Annotated in this window: 12 protein-coding genes; 10 read left to right on the forward strand and 2 right to left on the reverse strand. The window is 67.3% G+C overall.

The genetic code is table 11. The features are described from left to right. Positions 1 to 84: 84 nt before the first annotated feature. Positions 85 to 1,056 carry a thioredoxin-disulfide reductase gene (trxB, locus tag SriyCCGPB3_RS10480; RefSeq protein WP_014037154.1) on the reverse strand — a complete coding sequence of 324 codons (972 nt, stop codon included), beginning with the start codon at positions 1,054 to 1,056 and terminating at the stop codon, positions 85 to 87. A gap of 233 nt (positions 1,057 to 1,289) precedes the next feature. Here trxB and SriyCCGPB3_RS10485 point away from each other — a divergent pair, with 233 nt between their 5' ends. From SriyCCGPB3_RS10485 to SriyCCGPB3_RS10505, 5 genes are all read left to right on the forward strand, one after another. Continuing rightward, complete coding sequence (locus tag SriyCCGPB3_RS10485) at positions 1,290 to 3,650, forward strand: DNA translocase FtsK (RefSeq protein WP_032127351.1); 2,361 nt, start codon at positions 1,290 to 1,292, stop codon at positions 3,648 to 3,650. A gap of 39 nt (positions 3,651 to 3,689) precedes the next feature. Beyond that, positions 3,690 to 5,633, forward strand: coding sequence for a DUF3857 domain-containing protein (locus SriyCCGPB3_RS10490; RefSeq protein ID WP_110712256.1), 1,944 nt, complete (start codon positions 3,690 to 3,692; stop codon positions 5,631 to 5,633). 111 nt (positions 5,634 to 5,744) lie between these two features. Further along, positions 5,745 to 6,383, forward strand: a complete 639-nt coding sequence (gene lolA, locus SriyCCGPB3_RS10495; protein WP_049432212.1) for an outer membrane lipoprotein chaperone LolA — start codon at positions 5,745 to 5,747, stop codon at positions 6,381 to 6,383. A gap of 225 nt (positions 6,384 to 6,608) precedes the next feature. Further along, positions 6,609 to 7,886 (forward strand): replication-associated recombination protein A, encoded by a 1,278-nt coding sequence (locus SriyCCGPB3_RS10500; protein ID WP_014037159.1) that lies wholly within the window; start codon positions 6,609 to 6,611, stop codon positions 7,884 to 7,886. A gap of 189 nt (positions 7,887 to 8,075) precedes the next feature. Continuing rightward, positions 8,076 to 8,465 carry a DUF805 domain-containing protein gene (locus tag SriyCCGPB3_RS10505; protein WP_110712259.1) on the forward strand — a complete coding sequence of 130 codons (390 nt, stop codon included), beginning with the start codon at positions 8,076 to 8,078 and terminating at the stop codon, positions 8,463 to 8,465. Between the two features lie 73 nt (positions 8,466 to 8,538). Here the strand turns inward: SriyCCGPB3_RS10505 and SriyCCGPB3_RS10510 are convergent, their stop codons facing one another. Further along, positions 8,539 to 8,913 carry a hypothetical protein gene (locus tag SriyCCGPB3_RS10510; RefSeq protein ID WP_153855606.1) on the reverse strand — a complete coding sequence of 125 codons (375 nt, stop codon included), beginning with the start codon at positions 8,911 to 8,913 and terminating at the stop codon, positions 8,539 to 8,541. A 281-nt stretch (positions 8,914 to 9,194) separates the two neighbouring features. Between SriyCCGPB3_RS10510 and SriyCCGPB3_RS10515 the strand changes: the two genes are divergently transcribed. The 5 genes from SriyCCGPB3_RS10515 to SriyCCGPB3_RS10535 all read left to right on the forward strand — a co-directional run bounded on the left by SriyCCGPB3_RS10515 (position 9,195) and on the right by SriyCCGPB3_RS10535 (position 14,618). Continuing rightward, complete coding sequence (locus tag SriyCCGPB3_RS10515; protein WP_164161855.1) at positions 9,195 to 10,223, forward strand: alpha/beta hydrolase; 1,029 nt, start codon at positions 9,195 to 9,197, stop codon at positions 10,221 to 10,223. Between the two features lie 122 nt (positions 10,224 to 10,345). Beyond that, entirely contained in the window at positions 10,346 to 11,722 is a 1,377-nt protein-coding gene (locus tag SriyCCGPB3_RS10520) for a YncE family protein (RefSeq protein WP_180859222.1), read from the forward strand. Positions 11,723 to 11,773: 51 nt separating this feature from the next. After that, complete coding sequence (locus SriyCCGPB3_RS10525) at positions 11,774 to 12,820, forward strand: heme/hemin ABC transporter substrate-binding protein (protein ID WP_350260269.1); 1,047 nt, start codon at positions 11,774 to 11,776, stop codon at positions 12,818 to 12,820. Beyond that, a complete protein-coding gene (locus tag SriyCCGPB3_RS10530) occupies positions 12,817 to 13,860 on the forward strand; it encodes a FecCD family ABC transporter permease (RefSeq protein ID WP_110712264.1) in 1,044 nt (347 codons plus the stop codon). Before SriyCCGPB3_RS10525 ends, SriyCCGPB3_RS10530 begins: the two co-directional genes overlap by 4 nt. Beyond that, on the forward strand, positions 13,857 to 14,618 hold the full coding sequence (locus SriyCCGPB3_RS10535) for a heme ABC transporter ATP-binding protein (protein WP_164161851.1): 762 nt from the start codon (positions 13,857 to 13,859) through the stop codon (positions 14,616 to 14,618). Before SriyCCGPB3_RS10530 ends, SriyCCGPB3_RS10535 begins: the two co-directional genes overlap by 4 nt. Positions 14,619 to 14,677 lie beyond the last annotated feature (59 nt).

A 14,677-nucleotide genomic window follows, 5' to 3' on the forward strand; every position in this document is an offset into this window, starting at 1 on the left:
GATGAAACAGAAAGGCCGACGCGTTGGCGTCGGCCTTTTGCCTGGGTCGAGCATGGCTCGACGCTGCACGGTGCGGTCAGCGACTCAGCTGGCCTTGCCCTGTGCGTCCAGGTAGCGCTCGGCGTCCAGTGCGGCCATGCAGCCGAAACCGGCCGAGGTGATCGCCTGGCGGTAATGCTGGTCGGCCACGTCGCCGGCGGCGAACACGCCTTCCACCGAGGTCTGGGTGGCGTTGCCGCCCAGGCCCGAGCGGATTTCCAGGTAGCCGTTGTTCATCGCCAGCTGGCCGTCGAACAGGGTGGTGTTCGGGTGGTGGCCGATGGCCACGAAGAAGCCGTGGGCGTCGATGTCGCGGGTGCTGCCGTCCAGGGTGGACTTCACGCGCACGCCGGTCACGCCGGCATCATTGCCCAGCACTTCTTCCACCTGGTGGTGCCAGACGGTCTCGATCTTGCCTTCGGCCACCTTCTTGAACAGCTTGTCCTGCATGATCTTTTCCGCCTTCAGCGTGTCGCGGCGGTGGACCAGGTAGACCTTGCGGGCGATGTTGGACAGGTACAGCGCCTCTTCCACGGCGGTGTTGCCGCCGCCGACCACGACCACGTCCTGGTCGCGGTAGAAGAAGCCGTCACAGGTGGCGCAGGCAGACACGCCGCGGCCCTTGAACTCGTCCTCGGTCGGGATGCCCAGGTACTTGGCGGTGGCGCCGGTGGCGATGATCAGGGCATCGCAGGTGTACTCGTGGCTGTCGCCGATCAGCTTGAACGGGCGCTGCGACACATCGGCGGTGTGGATGTGGTCGAAGATGACCTCGGTCTCGAAGCGCTCGGCATGGGCCTGCATGCGCGCCATCAGGTCCGGGCCCATCAGGCCGTGGGCGTCGCCCGGCCAGTTGTCCACCTCGGTGGTGGTCATCAGCTGGCCGCCCTGCTGCAGGCCGGTGATGACGACCGGCTTCAGGTTGGCGCGGGCGGCGTAGACGGCGGCGGTCCAACCGGCCGGGCCGGAACCGAGGATGACGAGGCGCTGGTGGCGGGAGGGCAGGCTGGTGCTCATGTAGACTCGCGAAAAGGTAGATGGGACAAGGCGCTGGCGATGTTTGCGCAGCATCCGTGGCTGGTCATAGAGTGGCGGCTGGGGCAGGGCGATTCAAGCCGATGAACAGAACGCCGTCATCCAGCAGTGGTTCCGGCCCTCTGATTGCCCCGTCGGACGTCGCATAACTGAAAACTGACGCCGTCTCATTTATTATCAATCACTAACAGCGCATTCCAAAGGTATGGTCTAAGGTGGCGAAGCAGGTCCCCGAACGCTCCAAGTCCGACGACAGCAAGGCGTCACGTCGCACGGCCGCGGCGGCGACGACCGACAATCCACGCCGCCAACGCCTCTGGCGCGACCTTGGCCTGATCGCCATCGCGCCGGCGCTGCTGTACCTGGCGGCCAGTCTGTTCACCTATTCAGCGACCGACCCGGGCTGGTCGCACACCGGCAGCGTGGTCGCGCCGGTGCACAACCTCGGCGGCCGCGCTGGCGCCTGGATCGCCGACGTGCTGCTGCAGCTGTTCGGCTACATCGCCTTCCTGTTGCCGGTGGTGCTGGGCGCGCTGGCGTGGATCGCCATGTTCGGCCTCAAGCGCGAGAGTAAGGGCGAGAACGATCTGGACCCAGCGCTGCGCCTGGTTGGCCTGGTCGGTTTCCTGATCGCCGGCACCGGCTTCCTGCATGTGCGCCTGTTCAGTGGCGATGTCTCCAGTGCCGGCGGCATCCTCGGCAAGCTGGTCGGCAATTCGCTCACGGTGGGCTTCGGTGCGCTGGGCGCGAACCTGTTCGTGCTGGTGCTGCTGCTGGCCTCGATCACCCTCGCCACCGGGCTGTCCTGGTTCACGGTGATGGAGAAGATCGGCCGCGGCGTGATGTCGCTGGCGCCGTTGCTGGCACGCAAGAAGGAAGAAGTCACCGAGTGGCAGCAGACCCGGGTGATGCGCGAGGAACGCCAGGAAGTACGCAAGGCTGATGCCGAGGTGCGTGCCAAGCGCGAGCCGGTGAAGATCGAGCCACGCCCGGAGCCGGTGATCGAGAAGAGTGACCGGGCCAAGCGCGACACGCAGATCCCGATGTTCCGGGGCGTCAACGGCGACGGATCGGACCTGCCGCCGCTGGCCCTGCTGGACGACCCCAAGCCGCAGCCGGTGGGCTACGACAAGGAAACCCTGGACGCGCTGTCGCGGCAGATCGAGTTCAAGCTGAAGGACTTCCGCATCGACGCCCAGGTGGTCGGCGCCAACCCCGGCCCGGTCATCACCCGCTTCGAGATCGAGCCTGCGCCGGGCATCAAGGTCAGCCAGATCAGTTCGCTGGACAAGGACATCGCGCGCGGCCTGTCGGTGAAGTCGGTGCGCGTGGTCGACGTGATTCCGGGCAAGTCGGTGATCGGCCTGGAAATCCCCAACGTCACCCGCGAGATGATCTACCTCTCCGAGCTGCTGCGTTCGAAGGAGTACGACAAATCGGCCAGCGTGCTGACCCTGGCGCTGGGCAAGGACATCGCTGGCCGCTCGACCGTGGCCGATCTGGCGCGCATGCCGCACCTGTTGGTGGCCGGTACCACCGGTTCGGGCAAGTCGGTGGCGGTCAACGCGATGGTGCTGAGCCTGCTGTTCAAGGCCTCGCCGAAAGACCTGCGGATGCTGATGATCGACCCGAAGATGCTCGAACTGAGCGTCTACCAGGGCATCCCGCACCTGCTGGCGCCGGTGGTCACCGACATGAAGGAGGCCGCCAACGGCCTGCGCTGGTGCGTGGCCGAGATGGAGCGCCGCTACAAGCTGATGAGCGCGGTGGGCGTGCGCAACCTGGCCGGCTTCAACAAGAAGGTGAAGGAAGCTCAGGACGCCGGCCAGCCGCTGATGGACCCGCTGTTCAAGCCGAACCCGGAACTGGGCGAGGCGCCGCGCCCGCTGGAGACGCTGCCGTTCATCGTCATCTTCATCGACGAATTCGCCGACATGATGATGATCGTCGGCAAGAAGGTGGAAGAGCTGATCGCGCGCCTGGCACAGAAGGCGCGTGCGGCCGGCATCCACCTGATCCTGGCCACGCAGCGCCCGTCGGTGGACGTGATCACCGGCCTGATCAAGGCCAACATTCCGACCCGCATCGCCTTCCAGGTCAGCTCCAAGATCGACTCGCGCACCATCCTCGATCAGTCCGGCGCGGAAACCCTGCTCGGCCACGGCGACATGCTGTATCTGCCGCCGGGCACCGCCATGCCCGAGCGCGTGCACGGCGCCTTCGTCTCCGACGAGGAAGTGCACCGCGTGGTCGAGCACCTCAAGGCGATGGGCCCGGCCGATTATGTCGACGGCGTGCTGGACGAAGTGCAGACGATGGGCGACGGCGTGGTCGTCGGTGCCACTGGCCTGCCCGAGAACAGTTCTGCCGGCGATGAGTCCGACCCGTTGTATGACGAAGCGCTGCGGGTGGTCACCGAGACCCGCCGTGCCTCGATTTCCGGCGTGCAGCGCCGGCTGAAGATCGGCTACAACCGTGCAGCGCGACTGATCGAGGCCATGGAAGCGGCCGGCGTGGTCAGTCCGCCCGAGCACAACGGCGACCGCACGGTGCTGGCACCGCCGCCGCCGAAGTAAGACCCGACGTATCCCCCACGACGTCCAAGGAACCGACGCATGCTTCACCCCGTACCAAGCGCGCTGGCACTGGCGCTGGCAGCCCTGATGGCTGCCGGCCCGGCACTGGCAGACACCGCCACCTCCGCGCCCGCCACGGCGCCGCCTTCCACCAGCGGCGATACCGAAGCCAGCAATAATTTCAGCATTGTCCGTTACCGCGCCGACTACCAGGTGCGGCCGGATGCGGGCAATGTGCAGACCGAAACCTACGAAGTCCTGCTCAAGACCAAGGCCTCCGTCGAGCAGTTCAGCCAGGTGCGGCTGAGCTACAGCGAGAAGATGGAGACGCTGGACGTGCTCGGCGCCTACACGATCACCGCCGACGGCCAGCGCCGCGACGTGCCGGCCGACCGCATCTACACCCAGGAGAGTTATTCCAGCGCCTCGGCGGCGATGTATGCCGACCGCAAGGTGCGGGTGATCGTATTCCCGAACCTGGCGCCGGGCACGCGCCTGTACTACCAGGTGCGCCGCACCCAGGCCACGCCGTACTTCCCGGGCTACTTCGGCCTGTGGGAGACCTTCAATGTCTTCACCGAGTACGAGGACGCCGAGGTCACCCTGAGTGCGCCGGCCAACCTGCCGATGTTTGTCGACAGCCGCGGCGTGCAGGGCAGTGATCGCCCGACGGTGAAGAACGGCCAGGCACAGTGGCGCTGGCGCTACCAGCGTCGCGAAGCCATGCCGGCGCAGAACTGGTCGGCGGCAGGCTGGGAGTTCGGCCCGAACATCATGGCCAGCACCTATCGTGACTGGTCGCAGATGGGCCGCGCCTACCAGCTCAAGGCTGGCCCGGCGGCTCAGGTCACGCCGGAACTGCAGGCGCTGGCCGATGAGATCACCGTCGGCATCAGCGACCGCCGCGAACAAGCCGATGCGCTGTACCGCTGGGTGGCGCAGAACATCCGCTACGTGGCCGTGTACCTGGGCAATGGCGGCCTGGAGCCCAACAGCGCGCAGAGCATCCTCGACAACCACTACGGTGACTGCAAGGACCATGTGACGATCCTGGAGGCGTTGCTGGCGGCCAAGGGCATCGCCAGCTCACCGGTGCTGATCGGTGCCGGTGGCGGCCCGACATTGCCGAAGATTCCGGTGCTGGGTCGCTTCAACCACGCCATCACCTACATTCCCGAGTTCGATCTGTACCTGGATTCGACCACGGCCTGGGCGCGCTTCGGCCAGCTGCCGGAAGGCGACCTCGGTGCGCCGGTGATGCGTACACGCGACGCCACGCTGGCACGCACCCCGGCCAATACGCCGCAGCGCAATGCCACGTCCATGGAAGTGCGCTTCACCTTCGACGCCAACGGCAACCTGCGCGGCGAGACCATTCCGAAGCTGGGCGAGAACGCCGAGATCGGCATGCGCGCCCAGTTCTCCCAGCTCAACGCACAGAACCGTGCGCGCGCTGAAGAGCAGATCATGGCCGCGTCCGGTTTCGATGGGCGAGGGCAGCTGCAGATCCAGGGCGTGCCGGTCGACCTGACCCGGCCGTTCGGCTATCGCATGGCCTTCCAGGCCGAGGACTACGCCGACTTCAGCGTGGCCGGCGGCATGGCTGTACCGGACCCGCCGGGTGGCGAATCGGTGCGTGGCCTGTACGCCACCGCCTCGGCGCCGGCCAACGAGACGCCGTTCTACTGCAATGCCAGCCTGCGCGAGGAAACCTATCGCCTGCAGTTCCCGGCCAATGCGCCGATCATCGCCATCCCGGCCAGTCAGCGTTTTGCCAACGCCGCCGGCGAGTACCGGGTGGACTGGAGCCGCGATGGCCAGGACGTGATCGTGCATCACCGGTTGCAGCAGAACGCGGTGCGTGGGCCAGAGGCGCTGTGCCAGCCGCAGGACTATCCGGCGTTCCGCGCGCTGTACCGCGAAGTGCGGCGCGGCTTCCGTGGGCAGGTGCTGTACGGCAAGCTGCCCGGCTCGGGTGGCTGAATCGCCGATGGACGTTCGGGGCGGCATAATGTCGCCCTGATCGCCCATTCATCTTTGTCCGGGCACACTGGCAATCACCTTTCCTGGCGCGCGCGCCCACAGGATTCCCGCATGAACTTCCGCTTCCGCCGTTTCCTTGCCACCACCACCCTGGCCGTGGCCTGCGCCGCCGCCGGCAGCGCCTGGGCTGGCGCCCGCGATGACCTGAAGACCTTCACCAGTGGCCTGAAGGGCCTGGATGGCCAGTTCAACCAGCAGGTGTTCGACAGCCGCGGCAAAGTGAAGGAATCGACCAGCGGCCGCGTGGCCTTGTCCGCGCCGCGCCTGTTCCGCTGGGAGTACGTGCGCCCGCACGAGCAGCTGATCGTGGCCGACGGCAAGAAGGTCTGGATGTACGAGCCGGACCTGGAGCAGGCCACTGTTCGCGAGCAGGGCAAGGAAGAGCAGAACAGCCCACTGACCGCGCTGATCAACCCGGCGCTGCTGGAGCAGCAGTACGACGTCAGCGAAGAGGCCGCGCAGCGCGATGGCCTGCAGTGGCTGTCGCTGTCGCCGAAGCGTGAGACCGAAGCCAGCTTCCAGTACGCCGCGCTGGGCTTCAACGCCCAGGGCCTGGCCAAGATGGAGATCACCGACGCCGTCGGCCAGCGCACCGTGATCAGCTTCAGCGGCTGGAAGCGCAACCCGGGCTTTGCTGCCGGCACCTTCAGCTTTACCCCGCCGAAGGGCACCGACGTCATCGGTAACTGATCCGGCCTGTGCCTTGGTGGGTGTCAACCTTGGTTGACACGCTTTTGGGCTGCCGGCCAGCGGCCGGCACTACCGATCATGGCCCGGCCGCCGTGGTGGCTGCCAACCTTGGTGGGCACGCTCTCGCGGTACAATGAGCGGGTGGCAAGACATCGTTCAACTTCCTTCCCCGGCCCCGATCTGCTGAGCGTTGATCGGGAACATCTGCGCCCGCTGGCCGAGCGCATGCGCCCACGCACCCTCGACGAGATGGTCGGGCAGAAGCGCCTGCTGGCGCCGGACAGCGCGCTGCGCCGCGCGGTCGAGTCCGGTCGCGTGCATTCGATGATCCTGTGGGGGCCGCCGGGCTGCGGCAAGACCACGCTGGCACTGCTGCTGGCCGAATATTCCGACGCCGAGTTCCGTGCGATCTCCGCCGTGCTGTCCGGCCTGCCGGAAGTGCGCCAGGTGCTGGCCGAGGCGGCGCAACGGTTCGCCGAAGGCCGCCGCACCGTGCTGTTCGTGGATGAGGTGCATCGCTTCAACAAGGCGCAGCAGGATGCGTTCCTGCCGCACATCGAGCGCGGCACCATCCTGTTCGTCGGCGCCACCACCGAGAACCCGTCCTTCGAACTGAATTCCGCACTGCTGTCGCGCTGCCGCGTGCATGTGCTGGAGGGCGTTTCGCCCACAGACATCGTTGAGGCGCTGGAGCGTGCGCTGGGTGACCGCGAGCGCGGCCTGGGCGAGGAGGGCATCGAGGTCGCCCCCGAACTGCTGCTGGAAATCGCGACCGCCGCCGACGGCGACGTGCGCCGTGCGCTGACCCTGTTGGAAATCGCTGCCGAGCTGGCGGGCGGGGAGGGTGGTCGCATCACCCCGCAGACCCTGACCCAGGTGCTGGCCGACCGCACCCGTCGCTTCGACAAGGGCGGCGAGCAGTTCTACGACCAGATCTCGGCGCTGCACAAGTCGGTACGCAGTTCCAACCCGGATGCCGCGCTGTACTGGCTGACCCGCATGCTCGATGGCGGCTGCGATCCGTCCTACCTGGCGCGCCGGCTGACTCGCATGGCGATCGAGGACATCGGCCTGGCCGATCCGCGTGCGCAGAGCATGGCGCTGGAGGCCTGGGACATCTACGAGCGGCTGGGCAGTCCGGAAGGCGAACTCGCGTTCGCTCAGTTGGTGCTGTACCTGGCCAGTACGGCGAAGTCGAATGCCGGCTATGCCGCCTTCAACCAGGCCAAGGCCGACGTGCGCGAGAGTGGTACCGAAGAGGTGCCGCTGCACCTGCGCAATGCGCCGACCAAGCTGATGAAGGAGCTGGGCTACGGCGCCGAATACCAGTACGACCATGACGCCGAAGGCGGCATCGCACTGGACCAGACCGGTTTCCCGGATGCGATGGGCGAACGCGTGTATTACAACCCGGTGCCACGCGGCCTGGAAATCAAGCTGAAGGAAAAGCTGGATCGGCTACGCGCCGAGCGCGAGGCGGCAAGGGCGGCAAAGGGCCGCTGACCCAGCTCTTGCAGAGTCGAGCCATGCTCGACTTCGCTCTTGCGCGGGTTACGGGTGCCTTCTGGAGCAGCAGCCGAGCATGGCTCGGCTCTACAGGGGGCAATGGCAGTCGAGCATGGTTCGTCGCCACATTGTCCTGTGCGCCTGCATTTGGCACACTCCGCGGCTTCTCTTTCAAGGATCGATGCCGTGCAGGAAATGATTCTGCCGTTGAAGCGCTACGCCCAGTTCGAGGGCCGCGCCAACCGCCGCGAGTACTGGATGTACCAGCTGTTCCTGTTCCTGGTCGCAGCCGCGGTGATGCTGCTCGCCGGTGTGCTGGCGATCCTCCTGCGCAACAGCCCCGATGCGCTGGCCGGCATTCTGATCGGCATGGTGGTACTGCTGGGCGTGATGTGGCTGGCCACGATCGTGCCGCTGATTGCCGTGACCGTACGCCGCCTGCATGACTGCAATCAGTCGGGCTGGCTGTTCCTGCTGGCGCTGGTGCCGGGCGGTGGCATTGTGATCATGATCTTCTCGCTGCTGCCGGGCACGCCGCAGGAGAACGTGTACGGTCCGGTGCCCGCGGGGCCGTGAGGCTGCGGGAGTCGAGCATGGCTCGACTCTACAGAGGCAAAGAAAAGAAGCCGGCGTCTCGCCGGCTTCGTCTTTACTTGATGGCGCAATCGCCGAAGGACAGGTAGTCCGTGCCCGAGCTGAACTGCAACGTGCAGCTGGCGGTGAAGGTCGCGCCTTCTTCCAGTGCGCCCAGCTTGGCCGCCTGCTGTTCGTCGTCTGTGGTCAGCCGGGCCAGGACATTGCCCTGGTCGTCGCCGGCCTCGATCAGCGGTTCGCCCGCCAGGTTGCTGGAAACGCCCAGTGCCACGGCGGTGAACGTCACCGTCTGGTTGAGTTGGTCCATGCTCAACGTCGAATTGCCGGCCTCTTCAAAGGCCTGGTAGAGCGACGGTAGATCCTGCGCGGCGTGCGCGGCCAGTGGGGCGAGCAGGCCGAGGGTAAGGGCGATCAGTGCGGTGTGCTTCAAGGGTTCTCGCAATCATGGGATCCAATCCCATGGCAGTCATGGCGCGGATGAACGCGGCCTAGTCGGCGGCAGGCTGCCCGCCTTCCCTGGCTGCGCTGTAAGCGGGGCGATCCAATGCCCCGGTGGCCGGCAAAATAGGGGAAATGCCGGGCCCGGCGCAACCAGGTCATCGCGCGCGTGATACACAGCGTGACGTTCGATCGATGTGATAATCATTCGCGTTTGAGGTAGACTGCGGTCCCTTGTGAACCGGCGGCCGTGGGCCGCTTCTGCCGCCGCTGATGAAGCATTTCGTCCTGCCTTCGCGCCGGGGCCGGTTGGCCCGCGGCCTGGCCGCCTTGATGATGGGTCTGCTCCTGGCCACCCCGTACGCCCATGCACAGCAGCGCAATCCGCTGCAGAAGATCGGCCACACCGTGCTCGACGAGCCCGCGGCCAGCTATCGCTTTGAGCATTTCGTGGTGGACAGCCCGGACCAGCAGCGCCGCTGGCGGGTGAACCTGGCGATCCCGGCCAAGGCCGGCAAGACGCCGTTGCCGGTGCTGTACGCGCTGGACGGCAATGCGGTGGCGATGGTGCTGGACCAGCCGCTGTTGGCCGAGCTGGCCGCACGCAAGGCACCGCCGGTGCTGGTCCTGATCGGCTACGACAACGACCTGCGCATCGATTCCAAGGCACGCACCCGCGACTACACCGCGTGGATCGACCGTGCCGATGACGAGAGCGGTACGACACAAGCGGTCGGCGGTGGCGCCGCAGCCTTCCTGGATGTGATCGAACGCCGCATCAAGCCGGAAGTCGAGCGTCGCGCACGCATCGATACGCAGCAGCAAGCGCTGTGGGGTCACTCGCTGGGCGGGTTGTTCGTGCTCAATGCGTTGTACACCCGTCCCGCCGCCTTCCAGTCCTATCTGGCCGCCAGTCCGTCGCTGTGGTGGAGCCAGGGCGCAGCCCTGGGTGATCCGGAGCAGCAGTTCGTGCAGAACGCGCATGGCCAGCCGGCAAAGCTCTGGCTGATGCTGGGCGGCGCCGAGCGTGTCGGTGATCGCGGCAAGCGCGACATGAACAATCCGCGCGTGGTCGCACACCTGCGCCGCATCGGTGGCGCAACCCCGGATGCGGCGATGCAGCTGTCCGAACGGTTGGCCAAGGTGCCGGGCATGCGCGTGCAGTACCGTGAGTTCGACGGCCTCGGCCACGGCCCGATGCTGCCGGCTTCGTTCCATGCCGCGCTGCATGAGCTGTACGGCGTCACTGACCGCAGCGCCAGCGATGGCGCGCCCAACGGTGGTGACAACGGCGCCGAATGAATCCCTTCGCACGCGATGCCGTGCGACCCCACTACCCAGGCGAGGCTGCCGACGTGCAGCGGCCCAGGCAACCGATGAATCCCGCGCCACGTGGCGCGGCCTACGTGTGCAAGGAGCCTTCCATGTCGTTCCGTCCGTCTTTCCGTCTCACTTCCCTCGCCGCCGGCCTGTTGCTGGCGGTGACCGCCACCGCGCAGCCGGTGTTCGATCAGCCGGCCAACGCCACCTTCAGGGGTGAGGTCGTCTCACGCGGTGAGAACGTGGTTCCCGGCAGCACTGCCGACGTGGTCGGTCGCGGTTTCGTGCCGGGCCAGAAAGTCAGCCTGTTGCGTGGCGACAGCGTGCTCAACACGCAGCCGCTGGTGGTCGATGCCGATGGCAACTTCAAGACCCAGCTGAGCATTCCGGCCGACGCGGTGCCGGGCACCCACCCGGTGGTGGTGCGCGCCAGCCAGCCGGCTGCAGCCACCGTGCTGAAGCTGCGCGTCTCGCCGCAACTGCCGCTGTCCGGCCAGGCGCAGTTCGCCACCCAGTCCAACAAGCTGGTGCCGGGCCTGTATCAGTCCGCCTACAGCGCCGCCAGCAACGCGGTATTCGTGACCTCGGCCGTGGGCCGCCCGCCGGTGACCCAGTCGCAGCTGCTGAAGCTGGACCCGAAGTCACTGAAGGTGACCAAGGCGATCACCCCGGCGCAGGTGCCGGGCAGCACCAATGGTGCGGTGTACGCGGTCTACGGCGTGGGCGTGGATGACACCAACGGCAATGTCTGGGTCACCAATACCCGCCAGAACTCCATCGCGGTCTACCGCCAGAAGGACCTGTCGCTGGTCCACCAGTTCCCGGTCGATGCCGTGCCGCACGCGCGCGACGTGGTGGTTGATGGCACCCACGGCAAGGTGTTCGCCTCGGCCACGGGCGAGGACCATCTGTCGGTGTTCGACGCCAAGACCCTCAAGGAGCTGCCGGCGGTGACGCTGGAGTCCGGCGTGGACGACGGCAAGTTCACCCCGATGAGCCTGGTGCTGGACGAGAAAGGCGGCAAGCTGTTCACCGTCAGCATCGGCACCCCGGAAGCGGCAGTGATCGACGTGGCCAGCGGCAAGGTCGAGAAGGTCATCGACCTGGGCAACTCGATCAGTGCCTCGGGCGTGGCCTTCGACGCAGCGCGCAACCGCCTGTACGTGGCCTCGCAAGGCACCGACAACCTGCTGATCGTCGACGTGGCTGCCGGCAAGGTGCTGCACGATGTGCCGGTCGGCGCCGGCGCGCTGAACGTCGCCTTCGATGATGCTTCCGGCCTGGCCTACGTCAGCAACCGTGGCGCTGGCACGGTCACCGTGGTGAACGGTGACGGCAAGGTGGTCGCCAACCTCGACGGCGGCACGCTGCCGAACCATGTCCGCGCCGACGGCAAGGGCAACGTGTTCGCGGTGAACAAGTCGCGCGGTGCTGAAGATCCGAAGGGTGACCGCATCACCCGCATCACCCCGAAGCAGTAAGTCACACGGCGGGGCGACGTGCGCGTCGCCCTGCCAGCAAGGAGAACGAGCATGAACATCGCTTCCCGTCTGCGCCTGTGCGCACTTCCGTTGGCTGTCTCGCTGGCACTGGCTGCCTGTGGCGGTTCATCGACGCCCTCGGACACCGGCCAGCCGGCTGGGCCTGCCGCCGCGACCGCGGCTGACGAAGTTGCACTGCCGGCTGGCTGGCAGCGCGTGGCCGGCACCGAGATGCCGGCCGTGCGCGACCAGAAGGCCGTGCTGCCGGCCAAGGTGCATTCCGATGACGGCGCCGACGTCGAGGTGGCCGATACCAGCCGCATCATCGCCGGTGGTGACGACGTGATCGCGGTGATCGAAGCGCTGGGATTGGACAAGCAGGTGTTCGCCGCGCCGACCAACACCACCACCCGGGCCGGCCTGGCCGCGCCGCACCAGTTCCTGTTCAACCGCACCACGGGCGTGGAAGGCGTGCTGAGCCTGAAGGGCTCGCTGTTCCTCGGCAACAGCCTGCGCCGCCATACCGAGCTGGCCAGGAAACTGCGCGAAGTGGGTGAACCGGCCGTGGTCATCGACGACCTGCAGCCAGCGCCGGACAAGGTGCGCAAGGTCGCCGCCGCACTAGGGCTGGCCGAGGCAGGGCAGGCGCTTGCCACGCAGGTGCAGCGTCAGCTCGACGAGGCTGCAACGATTGGCAAGGGCCTGGGCCATGCGCCACGACTGATCCACGTCTCGGCCACCGGCGCCGGTGGCGCACCGACCGTGGCCGGTGCTGACAGTGCGTCGGCGCAGCTGATCGCCCTGGCCGGCGGCGTCAACATCGGTACCGAAGCGGGAGTGAAGAACTACTCGCAGCTGAGCAATGAGGGCGTGGTCGCGGCGGCACCGGAGGTGATCCTGGTGACCGAGCATGACCTGCAGTTGTTCGGCGGCGCCGAGGGCCTGTGGAAGTCCTACCCGACGCTGAAGCAGACCCCGGCTGGGCAGGCCAACCGGGTCTGGGTGATGCCGGATGTGCAGCTGAAGTACACCAGTGTCGGCTCCGGTGCTGGCGCGCTGGCGCTGGCCAAGGCCCTGGCGGCGTTGCCGAAGGCATGAGTCCGGCGGATCGGCGGCGCCGTCGCGGGCGGACGATGTTGCTGGTGGCGTTGCTGGCACTGCTGGGGGCGGTGCTGGCCTCGTTCGCCGTGGGCCCGCTGCGGCTGCCGCCGCTGGAGGTGGTGCAGGCGCTGGGTGTGAAGCTGGGACTGCTTGATCCGCAGGCGGTCAGCAGTCGTGACCTGGCCGTGGTCTGGCAGCTGCGCATTCCGCGCGCCCTGTTGGGCGCAATGGTCGGTGCCTCGCTGGCGATGGCCGGTGCCAGCCTGCAGGGTCTGTTCGGCAACCCGCTGGCCGATCCCGGTATCGTCGGTGTCAGCCAGGGTGCTGCGCTGGGTGCGGTCGCTGCCATTGTTCTCGGCGCCGCGGGCGCTGCCGGCTGGCTGGTGCCGGTGGCGGCGTTCGCTGGCGGCGCGCTGGCAATCGGCCTGACCTACGCATTGGCCCGGCCCGGCAAGGGTACGGGCAACGCCACGCTGCTGCTGGTCGGCATCGCGATGGCCGCGTTCTGCTCAGCGTTGATCGGTTTCCTTACATATATCGCCAGCGAAAGCGAGCTGCAGTCGCTGGTGTTCTGGCAGATGGGCTCGCTGGCGCGCGCCAACTGGGCCGATGTAGCGGCCGTGGTGCCGTTGTTCGCCATCGGTGTGTTCGCGCTGCAGCGATTGGCTACGCCGTTGGATATGCTGGCGCTGGGCGAACGCCAGGCCCAGCACCTCGGGCTGGATGTGACCCGCACGCGTCGCCGCCTGGTGGCATTCAGTGCGCTGCTGGTGGGCGCTGCGGTGGCGTTTGCGGGTTCGATCAGTTTCGTTGGCCTGGTGGTGCCGCACGTGGCGCGCCTGCTGGTCGGCCCTGGTCATCGCTGGCTGCTGCCGTTGTCCGGGCTGCTCGGTGCGCTGCTGATCGTGGTGGCCGACACCGCCGCGCGCACATTGGATCCGCCGGCGGAGATTCCGCTGGGCCTGTTCTCGGCCGCACTGGGCGCACCGTTCTTCCTCTGGCTGGTGCTGCAGCAGCGCCGCAAGGCCGCGCCATGAGCGGGCTGTTGAAGCTGCACGAGGTGGTGGTGCGCCGCCAGCAGCGCGAGATCCTGCATGGCATCTCGCTGGCGTTCGAACCGGGTACGGTCACCGCGCTGGTGGGCCCGAATGGCGCGGGCAAGTCCACGTTGTTGGCGGTCGCCGCCGGTGACCTGCGCGTTGACGCGGGCGAAGTCAGTCTGCTGGGCCGGCCGCTGGCCAGCTACAAGGCCGGGCCGCTGGCGCGCGAGCGTGCGGTGATGCCGCAGGAGCATGGCGTGCGCTTTGCCTTCAGCGTGGAGGAAGTGGTGGCGATGGGGCGGCTGCCGCACCCCCCGGATCCAGCCGTGGACGACGCCCGGGTGGAAGCGGCAATCGATGCCGCTGAACTGCAGGCGCTGCGCCTGCGTGAGGTGCAGCAGCTGTCCGGGGGCGAGTCCGCACGGACCACGTTCGCGCGCGTGCTGGCGCAGGACACGCCGCTGCTGTTGCTCGATGAGCCGACCGCCGCGCTCGATCTGCGCCACCAGGAGCGTACGCTGCGCAGTGTGCGCGCCTGTGCCGAGGCCGGCGCGTGCGTGATCGTGGTGCTGCACGACCTCAATCTGGCCGCCGGTTATGCCGACCGCATCGTGCTGCTGGAGCAGGGCAGGGTGGCGGCCGATGGCACGCCGTTGCAGGTGCTGACCGAAGACAACCTGCAGCGGGTCTACCAGCAGGATGTGGTGGTGCTGGAGCATCCGCGGCGTGGGGTGCCGCTGGTGGTGGTCACGTGACCGTGTGAGGGCGTCGCGCTGGGCGCTTCTGACCGCGGCATCAGGCCCCTCAATGGCGC

Origin of the sequence: Stenotrophomonas riyadhensis, from assembly GCF_040256885.1 — a bacterium.
Classification (GTDB): Bacteria; Pseudomonadota; Gammaproteobacteria; order Xanthomonadales; family Xanthomonadaceae; genus Stenotrophomonas; species Stenotrophomonas riyadhensis.